The sequence below is a fragment of the Sphingomonas sp. 35-24ZXX genome, from assembly GCF_000786215.1.
Taxonomy (GTDB): domain Bacteria; phylum Pseudomonadota; class Alphaproteobacteria; order Sphingomonadales; family Sphingomonadaceae; genus Blastomonas.
Genome location: NZ_JROG01000004.1, coordinates 239,320 through 254,851 on the forward strand (window position 1 = coordinate 239,320; position 15,532 = coordinate 254,851).

At 65.7% G+C, this 15,532-nt stretch carries 12 protein-coding genes; 8 read left to right on the forward strand and 4 right to left on the reverse strand.

Annotated features, from left to right (window positions below):
* Nucleotide 1: 1 nt before the first annotated feature.
* The 6 genes from LI72_RS09345 to LI72_RS09370 all read left to right on the forward strand — a co-directional run bounded on the left by LI72_RS09345 (nt 2) and on the right by LI72_RS09370 (nt 6,218).
* A complete protein-coding gene (locus tag LI72_RS09345) occupies nt 2-415 on the forward strand; it encodes a C40 family peptidase (RefSeq protein WP_033925631.1) in 414 nt (137 codons plus the stop codon).
* 2 nt (nt 416-417) lie between these two features.
* Nucleotides 418-2,610 carry a phage tail protein gene (locus tag LI72_RS09350; RefSeq protein WP_033925632.1) on the forward strand — a complete coding sequence of 731 codons (2,193 nt, stop codon included), beginning with the start codon at nt 418-420 and terminating at the stop codon, nt 2,608-2,610.
* A gap of 34 nt (nt 2,611-2,644) precedes the next feature.
* The gene (locus LI72_RS09355; protein ID WP_033925633.1) at nt 2,645-3,088 is read left to right on the forward strand and encodes a DUF2793 domain-containing protein; all 444 of its coding nucleotides are present in this window, start codon (nt 2,645-2,647) and stop codon (nt 3,086-3,088) included.
* A 221-nt stretch (nt 3,089-3,309) separates the two neighbouring features.
* Entirely contained in the window at nt 3,310-4,428 is a 1,119-nt protein-coding gene (locus LI72_RS09360) for an OmpA family protein (protein ID WP_033925634.1), read from the forward strand.
* A gap of 141 nt (nt 4,429-4,569) precedes the next feature.
* Nucleotides 4,570-4,911 (forward strand): iron-sulfur cluster insertion protein ErpA, encoded by a 342-nt coding sequence (gene erpA, locus LI72_RS09365; RefSeq protein WP_033925635.1) that lies wholly within the window; start codon nt 4,570-4,572, stop codon nt 4,909-4,911.
* A gap of 278 nt (nt 4,912-5,189) precedes the next feature.
* On the forward strand, nt 5,190-6,218 hold the full coding sequence (locus tag LI72_RS09370) for an AI-2E family transporter (RefSeq protein ID WP_033926234.1): 1,029 nt from the start codon (nt 5,190-5,192) through the stop codon (nt 6,216-6,218).
* A gap of 21 nt (nt 6,219-6,239) precedes the next feature.
* On the opposite strand, the gene LI72_RS09375 is transcribed toward LI72_RS09370, so the two are convergent.
* Nucleotides 6,240-8,576: a DNA translocase FtsK gene (locus LI72_RS09375; RefSeq protein ID WP_033925636.1), complete on the reverse strand. Its 2,337-nt coding sequence runs from the start codon at nt 8,574-8,576 to the stop codon at nt 6,240-6,242.
* 140 nt (nt 8,577-8,716) lie between these two features.
* Here LI72_RS09375 and LI72_RS09380 point away from each other — a divergent pair, with 140 nt between their 5' ends.
* Entirely contained in the window at nt 8,717-9,937 is a 1,221-nt protein-coding gene (locus tag LI72_RS09380; protein ID WP_033925637.1) for a UbiH/UbiF/VisC/COQ6 family ubiquinone biosynthesis hydroxylase, read from the forward strand.
* 6 nt (nt 9,938-9,943) lie between these two features.
* Here the strand turns inward: LI72_RS09380 and LI72_RS09385 are convergent, their stop codons facing one another.
* Nucleotides 9,944-10,594 (reverse strand): TetR/AcrR family transcriptional regulator, encoded by a 651-nt coding sequence (locus LI72_RS09385; RefSeq protein WP_231562419.1) that lies wholly within the window; start codon nt 10,592-10,594, stop codon nt 9,944-9,946.
* 197 nt (nt 10,595-10,791) lie between these two features.
* Here LI72_RS09385 and LI72_RS09390 point away from each other — a divergent pair, with 197 nt between their 5' ends.
* Nucleotides 10,792-13,158 (forward strand): TonB-dependent receptor, encoded by a 2,367-nt coding sequence (locus tag LI72_RS09390; protein ID WP_052129694.1) that lies wholly within the window; start codon nt 10,792-10,794, stop codon nt 13,156-13,158.
* Between the two features lie 39 nt (nt 13,159-13,197).
* On the opposite strand, the gene nikE is transcribed toward LI72_RS09390, so the two are convergent.
* Both nikE and LI72_RS09400 read right to left on the reverse strand, forming a co-directional pair.
* Complete coding sequence (gene nikE / locus LI72_RS09395; RefSeq protein ID WP_033925638.1) at nt 13,198-14,742, reverse strand: nickel ABC transporter ATP-binding protein NikE; 1,545 nt, start codon at nt 14,740-14,742, stop codon at nt 13,198-13,200.
* Complete coding sequence (locus LI72_RS09400) at nt 14,739-15,527, reverse strand: ABC transporter permease (RefSeq protein WP_033926237.1); 789 nt, start codon at nt 15,525-15,527, stop codon at nt 14,739-14,741. Before LI72_RS09400 ends, nikE begins: the two co-directional genes overlap by 4 nt.
* Between the last annotated feature and the right edge of the window lie 5 nt (nt 15,528-15,532).

The window sequence follows — 15,532 nt, forward strand, 5'->3', positions numbered from 1 at the left end:
CATGACCGATGGTGACCGCCTGGCTGTCGCTGCGCTGGGGATGGTGGGCGCGCCGTTCCGGATGCATGGTCGCGATCCCGAAACCGGGCTGGATTGTGTCGGGCTGGTCGCAGCCGCGCTGGAGGGCATCGGCCGGTCAGTCGATGTGCCGGCTGACTATCGGTTGCGTGGCGGATCGCTGCCGCGGTTCGACGGTTGGGCACGGGCGGCAGGGCTGGAACCGCTCGGCGACGCTGTGCCCGCCAGAGCCGGCGATGTCCTGCTGTGCGAAGTCGCGCCGCTGCAGTTCCATGTGATGATCGATGCCGGGGACCGGATGGTCCACGCGCACATCGCACTCGGCCGGGTCGTTGCCAGTCCTGCGCCTGCGCCCTGGCCGGTCCGGCGGCGCTGGCGGCTTCAGCAAAAGGGTTGATCATGGCTACATTGGTGTTGAGCACGGTGGGGACGCTGGTCGGCGGACCGCTGGGCGGCGCGCTGGGCGCCCTGATCGGACGTACCATCGACCAGACAGTGCTGTTTCGGCCGAAGGATCGCGAGGGGCCCCGGCTGACCGACCTTGCCGTGCAAAGCTCGCAATACGGCAGCGCAGTGGCCCGCGTGCATGGGCGCGTGAGGATCGCAGGCACCGTCATCTGGGCGACCGATCTCAAGGAAAGGCGCATCCGCGAAGGCGGCGGCAAGGGCAGGCCGGGGACCACGCGGTACAGCTACTCGGTGTCGTTTGCCGTGGCGCTATCGTCGCGTCCGATCGCCGGGGTGGGCCGGATCTGGGCCGAAGGCAATCTGCTGCGCGGTCAGGATGGCGTGTTTACCAGCGAGACGGGCTTTCGATTGCATCACGGCCATGGCGATCAGCCGTGCGATCCGCTGATCGCTGCCGCCGAGGGCATGGACATGTGCCCCGCCTATCGCGGCCTTGCTTACGCGGTGTTCGAGGACATGGCGCTGGAGGAGTTCGGCAACCGGATTCCTTCGCTGACCTTCGAGGTGCTGGCCGACGAGGGCGAGGTGGCACTGGGCCCGCTGGTCGCAGAGATTGCTGGGTCGGAGAGCCCCCCTGCCGGAGGGTTGGGCGTCACCGGATGGAGCCTGGCCGCAGCCAGTCGTCGCGAGGCGCTGGAGGCGATCTCGACCGGTTTCCCGCTGGCACTGCGCGACGCGGGCGGTGACGTGCAACCAGCATGGCGCGAGCTGCCGGACGATGCGGCCGTTCTGATCCCCCGCAGCGCGTTGCTGCCGGCATCGGCGGAGGCGAGCGGACTGTTCCATCACCAGCGGCTTGCACCGGTGCCGGAAGCGCTGGCGCTGCGCTATTACGAACCCGAGCGCGACTATCAGGCCGGACTCCGCCGCAGCGGCACCAGCGCCAGCGGACACGCCCGACAGGTCGATGTTCCGGCAGTCATGGAAGCGGGAATGGCGCAGAACCGGGTGGAACGGCTGGCCGGGCTGGCGCGGGATGGGCTGGAGCGGATCGAGCTGCGTCTGGCGATGATCGACCCTGCCATGCTGCCCGGACGGGCGGTGGAGATCGAGGGGGTCGCCGGTTCGTGGCGCGTGCGGCGCTGGCATTGGTCTGCCGAGGGCACCGATGTCGAACTTGTCAGCCAGCGGCGCGGGCTGGCCGTCGTACCTGTATCCAGCGATCCGGGACGCAGCATCAATGCGCCCGATGATCCGATCGGTACCACCCGTTTGGCCCTTTTCGACCTGCCTTCGCCGCTCGACCGGCCGATGGCGCATTCGCATATCGCGCTGGGTGTCGCCGGGGCTTCCGGGGGATGGCGCGGCGCGCATGTCTATGCGGTCGAAGCGGATGGGTCGCTGGGTGAAGCGCTCGATTTCCTGCGGATCGGAGCTACCATGGGGATGGTCCTTTCGCCTCTGGGGACGGGCACGCCCCTGCTGCGCGATGATCTCAACACCCTTACCGTCCAGTTGGTGCGCGATGCGCCGTTTGCCCTGGTCAACGCCGATGACGACGCTCTGTCGCGCGGGGCCAACATGGCGATGGTCGGTGCAGAGCTGATCCAGTTTGCGCGTGTCCAGGCGCTGGGCGACTGGCAGTTCAGGCTTTCGGGCCTGTGGCGGGGACGCGCCGGGACCGAAGACGAGATCGCGGGCCATGCCTCCGGCGAGGTGTTCGTGATGGTCAACGAGGCGCTCGGGCTGGTCGATCCGGACCGCATCGGTGCTGGCCCGGGCTTTCGCGCGGCTGCACAAGGCAGGGGTGACGATGCGCCGGTGCTTGCGGACCTGCCGCGCCATGGTCGCGCCGTTCGCCCGCTGTCGCCGGTGCATGGCCGTGTCGAACAGGGCGCAAGCGGGGAGGTGACCATCCGCTGGACGCGCCGCAGCCGCGCCGGCTTTGCGTGGCGCGACGAGCTCGACGTACCGATCGGCGAGGACATCGAGGCCTATCGCGTGACGGTGCTGGTCGATGGTGTCGTGCGGGCCGACCATGACGTCGCAGAGCTCGCGCTCACCCTTGATACCGTAACAATGGCCACCCTTCGCGAAGGGGCTCCAACCGTGATCGAGGCTGCCGTCTCCCAGCGCGGCGGATTGGGCCTGTCACCACCGTTGCGGCTGTTCCTGCCGCTATGATCTCTTTGGTCCTGTTGCCTCAAGGAAGCCTGTCATGTCGCACACCCCCAATTTTGCTCTGCCCTTGCTGTTCAGCGCGCAGGCTCAGAAAGAGATCACGCACAACGAGGCGCTGGTGCTGATTGATGCACTGCTGCCCGGCGTGGTCATGGCGCAGGCCAATGACCCTTCCGGGCTCACGCCCTTGTCCGGGCAGGCCTGGATCGTCGGGAGTGCACCGGTTGCGGCATGGGCAGGTCGGGCATCGAATATTGCCGTGTATACCGAGGGCGGCTGGCGGTTTGCGCCGCCGGTGGCAGGGATGCGGCTGTTCGATCGTGCCGCCAATGTCGTGCGTCGCCATGATGGGACGGCCTGGGTCGCCAGCTCCGCGATCAGCGAACCGACGGGCGGCGCAATGGTCGATGCAGAGGCCCGCGCGACGCTGGGCGCTGTCCTGACGGCCTTGCGGCAGATGGGCCTGCTGCCCGTTACATGATTGATCTCACGTACAATATAGGACATGATTCGGCGTGTTACCCGCGTTGGGCGCAAAGCAACCGATCGTGCCCCGGGCAGCGTCATTTTTTGTCTGGCACCCCCTGAAATGGCGACATTTCGGCAACACTCGGGCTAAAACCAAGCTTGCGCGTGCAGGTTGATGGCGTTAGTAACGTTGCCGAGTTGTCGTTCCAAATCCTAATTATAAGGGGAATAAACATGCGCAAGTTAGTCATTGGACTGGCATTGGCATCTACCGCCCTGACCACGCCGGCCTTCGCCCGTGACGGTCAGTGGTATGTCGGCGTCGAAGGTGGCGCCATGATCGTCGAGGACATCGAATTCGATGTCGGCGCTCTGAGCAACGCCACTATCGTCGATTCGGACACCGGCTATGACCTCGGTGCGATCGTCGGTTACGACTTCGGTCCGTTCCGCATGGAAGCCGAAGTCAGCTATCGCGAAGCCGACCTCACCGACGTCCAGTCGCAGGTCGCTCTGTCGCGCGGACCCGGCGTTGGTCCCCTCGTTGGCCGTTCGGCAGCAGTTGGCTCGGCCAACGCTCTGTCGTTCATGCTCAACGGCTTGATCGATTTCGGTCCCGATGATGGCCTTCAGGGCTTCGTCGGCGGCGGTGTCGGCGTTGCTCGTACCGACATGACCATCGCAGCGACCCGTCCGGGCCGCGCGGCGTTCATCAACGATTCGGACACCGGCTTTGCATGGCAGGTTCTGGCCGGCATCCGCGCACCGATCAGCGACAGCTGGGACGTGGGTCTGAAGTATCGCTTCTTCAACAGCGACTCGGTCAGCCTGATCGACGTCGGTGGTCGCGATTTCGATGGCCGCTTCCGCAGCCACTCGATCCTGGGCAGCATCATCTACAACTTCGGTGGTGAAGAAGCGGCTCCGCCGCCGCCTCCCCCGCCGCCGCCGCCCCCGCCGCCGCCGCCTCCCCCGCCTCCTCCGCCGCCGCCTCCGCCGGTTTGCGAGAAGGGTCCGTACATCGTGTTCTTCGACTTCGACAAGTCGAACATCACGCCGGAAGCAGCGACCATTCTGGACAACGCCGTGGCAGCCTATGGCAGCTGTGGTTCGGTTCCGGTCATGCTCGCAGGTCACGCCGACCGTTCGGGTGCAGCCACGTACAACGTCGGTCTGTCCCAGCGTCGCGCCGAATCCGTCAAGGCCTACCTGGTCTCGCGGAACATCCCGGCTGCTGCCATCAGCACCCAGGCATTCGGCGAAACCAAGAACCGCGTTCAGACCGCCGATGGCGTTCGCGAACTGCAGAACCGTCGCGTGGAAATCACGTACGGTCCGGGTTCGGGCATGTAAGCCATTTTCCGGACTTTCGGGTCTGGAATGCAAAAGAGGGTCGGTCTTCGGACCGGCCCTTTTTTTGTGCGCTGAGGCGCGGCCGGGCGTGTTGCTGCGCGATTGCTTGCCGGACGGCCAGCCAGGGCTTATGTAAGAGCCATGGACACCCTAGCGAACGAAGCCATCATCCTCACCCCCAGCGCGGCCCGCCGCGTGGCCGCCATTGCCGCCAAGCAGGGGAAGCCGGCCATTCTGCGCCTTTCGGTGGAAGGTGGCGGCTGTTCCGGCTTCCAGTATCGCTTCGGCCTTGCCGACGCCCCTGAGGCGGGGGATACGGTCGCGGTGCAGGACGATGTCTCGCTTGTCGTCGACGAGATGAGCCTCGATCTGGTCCGCGGCAGCGCGGTCGATTTCGTGGAATCGCTGGGTGGTGCTGCCTTTCAGGTCACCAATCCCAATGCCGCTTCCGGTTGTGGATGTGGCTCGAGCTTTTCCATCTGACCGGGCCCGCTGCCGGCTGGAGTGGAACCTGCTCAGCCTTGCAACGTAATGCAGAGCGATGCGGCCTGATGCGGCCGTTGCGGGGGCCTATCCATGTTCATCACTTTCCATGATGGTCTGCGGAATTTCCGCCCTGTCGCAGCGGTCCGTGATCCGGCCCGGCCCACTCCTGTCGTGAAAGTCAAAGCCCTGTGATTGATCCGTCTTCTGCACAGCCCGAGCCTGGGCACGACAACCCTCGTCGCGAAGCGATGATCCCGGTGGAATTGGCGAACAAGATGCCGCCTCCCGGGCAGGTTGCGGCCATTACCCTGACGATCCTGGGGATCATCGGAATTGCTTGGCTGCTGGTCGAACTTACCCAGTTCCTGCTGCTCGTGTTTGCCGCGCTGGTGCTCGCTGCCGTCTTCTCGTCCATGGCCCGGCGGGTCTGCCGGCTGACGGGAATGAAACGGGGGCCGGCGCTGGCGATCTCGGTGTTTCTGCTGCTGGCGGTCTTTTCGGGTGCGTTCACGCTGTTCGGTTCGCAGATCGCCAGCGAGTTCGACACGATCCAGCAAAGCATCCCGCCTGCGATCGACCGCGTGGAATCGCAGCTCAACGATATCGGATTGGGCGATCAGGCGCGCCAGATCGTGCGTCAGGGCAGTGGCGACCTTTCCAGCCTGGCCTCGCGCCTAGGTGGCTTCGCCATGACCGCGACGAACGGCATCGCCAATTTCGTTCTGGTCTTTGTCGGCGCCATCTTCATTGCCAGTGACCCGCAGGTCTATCGGCGGGGTCTGCTGTTGCTGATGCCGGCCAAGGCCGAGCCGCCCGTCGGAGCGGCGCTGGATGATGCTTCGCGCGGTCTGCGCGGATGGATGATGGGCCAGGCGGTGTCGTCGGTCGTCGTCGCGCTTCTCACTGGAGGCGGGCTCTGGGTCCTCGATGTACCGGCCGCCGGCGGCCTGGGCATCATCGCAGGGCTGCTCGACATCATTCCGATGGTCGGGCCCGTGATTGCCGGCATCCCTGCCGTTCTGCTCGCCTTCACGGTCTCGCCGACCACCGCATTGTGGACCGTGGGCCTGTTCCTGCTCGTTCAGCAGCTGCAGGGCAATTTCCTCCAGCCGATGATCCAGAAACAGGCCGTGGACGTGCCGCCTGCCGTGCTGCTGTTCGCGGTCGTGGCCGCGGGCTTGGTCTTCGGTTTCCTGGGCGTGCTGCTGTCAGCCCCACTGACCGTGGTGATCTACGTGATGGTGCAGCGGCTGTACGTCAAGACGATGCTGGGCAAGCCGATCCGCATCGCCGGGCAGGAGTGATCCTGCCCCGGCGGTGGGACATCAGAGCGGGTTTCCGTCCTTGTCGCGGAACACCTCGCGCCGACCGACATGGTTGGGTGCGCTGATATAGCCATCCTCTTCCATCCGTTCGACCAGGCGGGCGGCGCTGTTGTAACCGATCCGCAGCTGCCGCTGCAGCCAGCTGGTCGATGCCTTCTGGCTTTCGAACACGATCTGGCAGGCATTGCGATACATCTGCTCTTCGGGGCTGTCGTCTAGGCTGGCGCCATCCAGCGCAAAACCGCCATCCTCCGGCTCCTCGGTGACCGCCTGGATGTAATCGGGCGCACCCTGCGAACGCCAGTGGTCGGCCACGCGGCGCACTTCCTCGTCGGACACGAATGGGCCGTGAACGCGCTCGACCTGCTTGCCGCCCGACATGTACAGCATGTCGCCCTTGCCCAGCAGCTGCTCGGCACCCTGTTCGCCCAGGATGGTGCGGGAATCGATCTTGCTGGTGACGTGGAAGCTGATGCGGGTGGGCAGGTTGGCCTTGATCACCCCGGTGATGACGTCGACCGACGGGCGCTGTGTTGCCATGATCAGGTGGATGCCCGCGGCGCGCGCCTTTTGCGCCAGCCGCTGGATGAGGAATTCGACTTCCTTGCCCGCCGTCATCATCAGGTCGGCGAGTTCGTCGACGATCACCACGATCTGGGGCATCGGCTCGTAATCGAGCTGCTTCTTCTCGTATTGCGGCTGACCGCTCACCGGATCCCAGCCGGTCTGCACCTCTTCGCCCAGCGGCAAGCCCTTGGCCTTGGCGACACGCACCTTGTCGTTGAAGTTGACGAGGCTGCGCACCTTGAGCTCGCTCATCATCCGATAGCGCTCTTCCATCTGCTCGACCGCCCATTTCAGCGCGCGGATCGCCTTCTGCGGTTCGGTGACCACTGGCGAGAGCAGGTGCGGGATGCCGTCATAGATCGACAGCTCGAGCATCTTGGGATCGATCATGATCATCCGCAGCGTTTCGGGCGTCATCCGGTAGAGCAGCGACAGGATCATAGCGTTCAGACCGACCGACTTGCCCGATCCGGTCGTGCCCGCGATCAGCAAGTGCGGCATCGGCGCCAAATCGGCAATGACAGGATCGCCCGAAATGTTCTTACCCAGGATCACCGGCAACTGCCCGGTGTTCTCGGCAAAGTGGCTGGAGCCGATCATCTCGTGCAGCACCACGGCGTCGCGATGCTGGTTGGGCAGCTCAATGCCCAGCTCCTTGCGGCACGGGATCGCCGCGACGCGCGCCGAACGCGCCGACATGTTGCGGGCAATATCGTCCGCCAGCTGGATGACGCGATTGGCCTTGATCCCGGGCGCAGGCAGCAGCTCGTAGCGCGTCACCACAGGGCCGGGGCGCACGGCGGTGATCTCACCTTTCACGTTGAAGTCGCTCAGCACGGTCTCAAGCAGCCGCGCGTTGCGTTCCAGTGCGATCTTGTCGAGCGCGGGGCCAGTGCTGCTGGGCGGCGGATCGAGCAGATCGACCGATGGCAGGTCGTAGGGACCGAAGAAGTCGCCCTGCTTGCTCTTGGGGCCGAGCTGGGCCTTGGCCGGGCGCAGCGAGGGCTCGGTGATTTCCGGCGGCGGACGATTGTCCGGCACCGCCTCCTTGCGCGGCGCGGCCAGCGCCGGGCGGGGTGCCTCTTCGAGGTCCTCGATCAGGCCAGCATCGTCCTCGTCGATCACCGGACCGATCGGGCGACGGAACAGGGCGTCGGGCACGGTCACCTTGATCGCGGGCAGACGCAGCAGTCCGCGCTCCAGCCCCAGCGCCTTCCAGCCAAGCACCGCTCCCAACAGCCCCAGCACTCCGGCGCTGCCATACAGCGCCCATGCCGCACCGGCTGGCGGCAGCAGTGATGCCAGCGCTTCCAGCCCACGCGCGCCCATCATGCCGACTAGGCCGCCGGGGCCCGCCGGGAAATGCTGGGCCGATTCCCCGAAAAACGCTGCTGCAGCGACAGCCATCAGCACGATGCTTAGCAGCGTTGCCGCCGCAGCCCTGCGCCAGTGGCCGAGCGGGCGGTTGATCCACAGGCGGTGCGCCTGAACCGCGGTGATCGGCAGCAGCCATGCGCTGGCGGGGCCTGCGACGAACAGCATGAAATCGGCGATCCATGCGCCGCTGGAACCCATCCAGTTCTCGGCTGCTCCGCCAGCGGCGGTATTGAACGAAGGATCGGTCTGGTGATAGGTGACCAGCGCCAGCACGGCATAAGCGGTCAGGGCAAACAGCACCAAGGCAAGGATCAGGCTTCCACTGCGCATCAGGCTTTGACGCATCAGGTCGCGCCAGTCGGGCGCGTTTCTGCTGGCGGCGCGGGTGGCCATAACCTGTTCAACTCCGGATATATGGTAAATGCCGGGCCATTTTGCGCAGAGGACGGACTCCGCGTCAAGCAAGGACTTGGGCGCGAGTCCGCGCGGCAAAGCCTCTGTTCAGGCCGGGTGCGACGCCCTACATTGGCGGCATGACCCAAATCCACCACAGCGACATTCTCATCATGGGCGCAGGGCCTGTCGGCCTCTCGCTGGCCCTAGCCGCCGTCCGGCATGGCCTCAGCGTTCGCGTGATCGACCGGATCACCCCTCAGACGCTCGCCGACACCGCTTTCGATGGCAGGGCTTCGGCGCTAGCCAGCACCAGCTGGCAGATGCTGCAGAACCTGGGCCTGGGCGATCGTCTTTGGCGCGATGTCTGCCCGATCGACCGGATCGCGGTCAGCGACGGCCTGCGCCAGGGCGCGCTTGATTTCGATGCTGGCGTCGACGGCATGGGGGTGATGCTGCCCAACAGCCTGTTGCGGGCAGCGCTTTACGAAACGGCCAGCGCAGACGGTGACATCGACCTGGTGATGGCAGCATCGGTGACGGACCGCACGGTCGACGCGCACCGCGCGACGGTCACGCTGGCCGATGGTCGCACATTCACCGCATCGCTGCTGGTCGGGGCCGAAGGGCGTGTATCGCCGACGCGTGATCTGGCAGGGATCACGCTCAGCCAGTGGTCCTATCGTCAGCGCGGCATCGTGACTGCGGTGACGCTCGAAAAGTCGCATCAGAACACGGCGTTCGAGATTTTCTATCCCGACGGCCCGCTCGCCGTACTGCCGCTGAACGACGATGACGATGGCCGTCCGATGGCATCGATTGTCTGGACGGTTCCGGAAGGCAAGGCCGATGCCTGGACGTCGCTGTCCGATCGCGCTTTCGGGGCAGCCTTGACCCGCGCCAGCGGCGGCTTTCTGGGCGAAATGACCCCGATCGCACCGCGCAGCAGCTGGCCGCTGACCTTGTGCCAGGCGAGTGACATGGTGGCGCCCCGCATTTCGCTGATCGGCGACAGTGCGCACATCATCCACCCGATTGCCGGGCAGGGACTGAACCTGGGTCTGCGCGACGTCGCGGCGCTGGCCGATGTGCTGGGCGAAGGCGCGCGGCTGGGGCTCGATCCGGGTGATCTCGCGCAGCTGCAGCGGTATCAGAGCTGGCGAATGCTCGACAACATGATGATGGCAGCGGCGACCGATGTGCTGAACCGGCTTTATGGCCTGCCCGGAGGCACGCCTTCGCTGGTGCGCCGCGTTGGCATGCAGCTGGTCGGACGCACCGGCCTGATCCGCCGCCTTATCGTCGACGAAGCTCGCGGCACCAGTGGCGACCTGCCTCAGCTGCTGATGGCGAGCGACTGACGAGGCTCAGGGCTTCAGCCCGCGCGTGATGAAGTCGTTGGCGGCCTGGGCAATGGCATCGGGGGTCATGTCCTCGGACCACACGCCATAGCGCAGCCCCAGGAACACGTTCATCCCCATGACCGCCCAGGCGTGGAGCTCGCTGACATCGGGCCGGATTTCGCCATCCTCTGCACCGGCCTTCAGGCGGCTCAGAATGCGGGTGGCGGTGACCTGGTAGTGCGCGCGGTAGCTGTCTGAATCGACGAATTCGGCCTCGTCGATGATCCGGTAAATTTCCTTGTGCTCGCGCGCGAACTCCAGAAAGCCCTGAAGCGCCGCTCGCTCCCGGTCCAGCGCACCGGTCGCATCCTGCATCGCTGATGCGGCATGCACCCCCACCTGCGCCGACATGTCCTGCACTAGCGCCCGGAAAATCTCGTCCTTGGAATCGAAGTAAGTGTAGAAACTGCCGAGTGCGGTCCCTGCGCGGCGGGTGATGCCGCTGACCGAGGCCTCGTGAAACCCGCGCTCGCCGAATTCGATTGCCGCAGCATCGAGCAGCTTGCGCAGCGTGGCGCGGCCACGCGCGGTGCGCGGCGTCTTGTCGGGACGATCTGTGGGTGCGGCCCCCGCCGGTAAACCCTGCACATCCGCTGCCGGTGCCTTAGCCGCCATACTCCACTCCCGCTGCCGGACATGATGCGTCGATGCAACACACCTGACCGATTTTGCCCCGCCTGTCTCCCCTTATGCGATAAGAGTTGAAAGATGGTTCAACTTTCACTAATGGATCGTCACGTTCTGCGCAAGACCGGTCAATCGATGAACCGGCGCATCGTGGAGCGGCAGGTTTGGATGATGGGAGGATTGCTATGTCGTCGTTTCGGTTTACCCGCTTTGCCACCGCGCGCGCCGCGCTGGCGCTGGGCGTTGCAGCAGCCGCGCTGACCGCGCTTCCCGCCGCCGCTCAGGCGCAGGACGCCCAGGAAGAGGCAGAAACCACCAGCATCGATGGTAGCGTCATCGTCGTTACCGCGCGCCGCCGCGCGGAAAACCTGCAGGACGTGCCGATCGCGATCAGCGCGTTTTCCGCCGAACGGCTGGAAAACCAGGGCGCGCTCGACATCACCGACATCTCGCAGATCACCCCCAACACCACGCTCGAGAATTCGCGCGGCACCAACTCGACGCTGACCGCGTTCATCCGCGGCGTGGGCCAGCAGGATCCGGTGCCCGGCTTCGAGGCGGGCGTCGGCATCTATCTTGACGACGTGTATCTCAACCGCCCGCAGGCTGCGGTTCTCGATATCTACGAGGTCGAGCGGATCGAAGTGCTGCGCGGGCCGCAGGGCACGCTTTATGGTCGCAACACGATCGGCGGCGCAGTGAAATATGTCACCAAGATGCTTCCGCAGGACTTCAGCCTCAAGGTGCGCGGCACCTATGGCACGTATGACCAGGCCGAGGGCGTCGTCACCGTGTCCGCGCCGATCGGCGATATCGTTCGCGTCGGCGGAACGCTGGCCCGGCTGTCGCGCGGCGGCTTTGGCGACAATCTCAACATCCGCGGTCTCGAAAACTACAACCGCGATGTCTATGCCGGGCGCGGCACGCTGGAAATCGGCGGCTATGGCGCGCCGGTGCTGATCCGCATCTCGGGCGATTACACCCGCGACAAGTCCGATCCGCGCAACGGCCACCGTCTCATCCCGGGCATTCGCAGCGGCACCCCGGTGCTGCGCGATGTCTATGATACCCGCGCCGGGCTGAACGCGCCCCGTCAGGACATCGAGGCCTTTGGCCTGGCGATGAACATCTCGGCCGAGCTGACCGACACGCTGACGCTGCGCTCGATCAGCGCCTGGCGCAAGGACGACAGCTTCACCCCGATCGATTTCGATGCTTTGCCCGCGATCGATGTCGATGTGCCCGCGCTGTATCGCAACGAGCAGGTCAGCCAGGAAGTCCAGCTGCTCTATGAAGGCAGCCGCCTCAAGGGTCTGGTCGGTTTCTATTATCTCGATGCCAAGGCCTCAACAGCATTCGACGTGCTGCTGTTCACCACGCTCGCCAACCTCAACGCCTTCACCGCCGGCGATGTGCGCACCGATACCTGGTCGGTGTTCGGCGACTTCACCTATGATTTCACCGATCAGCTCTCGCTGTCGCTGGGGGGTCGCTACACGGTCGACAAGCGCAATTCGACCATCCTGCGCCAGACCAAGCTGGGCCGCTCGGCACAGTTCGGTGGTAACCCGGTGGTGCTGGCCACCACTTCCAACTTCAACGGCGAGGCGCGCTTCACCGATTTCAACCCGCGCGCATCGCTGAGCTTCAAGCCCAACAGCGACCATCTGTTCTTCGCCAGCTATTCGCAGGGCTTCAAGGGCGGCGGTTTCGATCCGCGCGGCCTTTCCACCGCCGCGCCGGACCTCAACCGCGATGGCGTGCGCAGCCAGCAGGAGATCTTCGATTTCCTGAGCTTCGAGCCCGAGACAGTCGACAGCTATGAACTGGGCTGGAAGGGCAGCTTTGCCGACAATGCCATCAACCTGGCGGTCACCGGCTTCTATGCCGATTACACCAACGTCCAGGTGCCGGGCTCCGCCGGGTTCGACTCGAACGGCGACGGCGTCAACGATACCTTCATCGGCGTCACCACCAATGCCGGCAAGGCCGAGTTCAAGGGCCTGGAGTTCGAAGGCAATGCGGTGTTCGCGCAGGAATTCGCCGGAACCGGCTCGTTCCTGAGCTTCAACGCGACGCTGGGTTACATCGATGGCGAGTACAAGCGCTTCATCGATGCCCGCAACATCGACGTCGCCAATCTGCGCCGCATCCAGAACACGCCGAAGTGGACCGCATCGGGCACCTTCTCGGGCGCGTTCCCGGCCTTCTCGGGCATGTTCACCGCATCGACCACGCTCAGCTATCGCAGCAAGACCTTCCAGTTCGAAACGCCCAGCCCGTTCCTCGACCAGGAAGGCTTTGCGCTCTGGGACGCTGCTTTGATCTGGCGCGATGAGGAGGACCGGTTCAGCTTCGGCATCAACGCCAAGAACATCCTCAACAAGCAGTATATCACCTCGGGCTACCAGTTCCTGGCCACCGCGCCCGACGGCACGCCGACGCGCAATGCGGCGGGCAACTTCGTGCCGACGCTGGGGACCGAAGGCGTTGCGACTGCCTTCTACGGCAACCCGCGCCAGGTGTTCGTCACCGGTACGGTCAAGTTCTGACCCGCTGATCCTTTGCAAGGGGGGAGGTGGTCGCAGGCGTCAGCTTGCGGCCACCAGCCTTTGAGTCATCGTGGCCCTGGGCCTCGCGATCAGATCGGCCATCGCGCCCTGTTCGACGATCCGCCCGGCATCGAGCACCAGCGCGCGGTGACAGAATTGCGCCGCCAGCGCGAGATCATGCGTGATCACCAGCATCGCGATGCCCTGCTCGCGCTGCAGCCGCTTGAGCAACGCCACGATCTGCGCGCCGACCAGCGGATCGAGTGCACTGGTCGCTTCATCCAGCACCAGCATTTGCGGTTCTGAAACCAGCGCACGGGCGATGGCGACGCGCTGCGCCTGGCCGCCGGACAGGCCCGATGGCAGCCGGTCGGCCAACGCGCCGTCCAGTTCGACCAACTGAAGCGCCTTCTTGACCAGACCTGCCCGGCCCCAGCTGGTCAGGTCGGGGCGCAGATGCGCCAGCGGCTCGGCGATGATGTCCGACACCCGCCAGCGCGGATCGAGGCTCGCAAGCGGGTCCTGAAACACGGGCTGGATGAGGCGGCGCTGGTCGCGGCTGCGGCGCTGCTGGAGCGGCTTGCCGCGCCACAGCACCGCGCCTGCGCTGACCGGCCCCAACCCGGCGATGGCACGCCCGATGGTCGACTTGCCCGATCCCGATCCGCCGATCAGCGCGACCGCTTCACCTTCTCGCACGCTCAGGTCGACGCCATCGACCGCCGTCATCGGCTGAGCGAACAGGCCGCTGCCCGGAAATTGCACGGTGAGGCCATGCACCTCGACCAGCGGTGCGCCTGGTGCAGGCAGATCATCGGGCAGCGGGGCCTTCAGGCTAGGCGTCGCTGCCCACAGCTCCTGGCTGTAGGCGTGCTGCGGCGCGCGCGCGATGGCCTGCGCCGCGCCTGCCTCCACCACCGTGCCGCCCTGCATCACCAGCACCCGGTCGGCGTGATGCTCCAGCGAGGCAAGGTCATGGCTGACCAGCAGCACACCCATTCCCGTTTCGCGCCGCAGCCGGGTCAGCAAGGCCATGATCTCGCCGCGCAGATGCGCATCCAGCGCCGACACCGGCTCGTCGGCAATCAGCAGCTTGGGGCGGTGGGCGATGGCGCAGGCGATCATCAGCCGTTGCCGCTCGCCGCCCGAAAGCTGGTGCGGATAGCGCTGCAGCTTGGCCAGCGGGTCGGCCAGCCCGACCGCACCCAGCATATCGGCGAGGTGGGCGCGATTAGGGCGCGGGCCACCGGCCTGCATCGCGCTTTCGGTCAGGTGCTGCGCGCTGGTCAGGTGCGGGGTCAGGGCGGTCAACGGCTGCTGGAAGACGAAACCGACGGTGTCGCGGCGCACCATCCGCAGCGCTGCTTCATCCAATCCGGCGAGTTCCTGCCCATTCAGCATCGCCGATCCGCCGATGCATCCGGCGGACAGGCCGAAGGGCGACAGGCTGGTCAGGCTCTTGCCCGATCCCGATGCGCCCGCCAGCGCGACGCATTCGCCCGGTTCGATCTCCAGCGACACATCGCGTACCAGCGTGCGATCGCCGATCGTCACCGACATCGCGTCGAGCCGGTACAGGCTCATGCGAACCGGTCCCGAAGGCGCTCGCCGATCAGCGTCAGGCACACCAGCAACGTCACCATCACCCCGCCGGGGACCAGCAGCCCCATGGGCTCCACATCCATGTCGTCCGCGCCCTCCTTGACCAGGATGCCGAGCGAGGTCAGCGGCTCCTGCACGCCCAGGCCGAGAAACGACAGGAAGCTCTCGATCATGATGATACCGGGCAAAGTGAGCGTGAGATAGGCGATCGCCACGCCTGCGATATTGGGCAGGATATGCCGCCAGAGGATCACACGCGCGGGCGCGCCGCTCGCCTCAGCCGCCAGCACGAACGGACGCTGGCGCAGCGTCATCACCTGCCCGCGCACGATCCGCGCCATCGTCAGCCATTCCACGAGGCCGATGCCGACGAACACCAGCAGGATCGAACGACCGAACACCACCATCAGCACGATGACGATGAACATGAAGGGCAAAGCATAGAGCGCATCGACGATCCGCATCATCGCCTCGTCCACCCGGCCCCCGGCCCAGCCTGCGACCATCCCCCAGGCGATGCCGACGATCATCGAAACCAGCGCGGCGGCCAGCGCCACCAGCAGCGTGATCCGGCTCGCCACCGCCAGCCGCGCCAGCCGGTCGCGGCCCAGTTCATCGGTGCCCAGCCAGTGCCCCGGCGACCCGGCGGGGGCGCGGACATGATCCCAGTCGATCGCGTCATGGCTCCACGGGAGCAGTGCAGGCAGGATGAGCGCGGCGAGGACGATCAGGGCGACGATCGCGGCGGGGAGGACGAAACGCCTCATGCCCG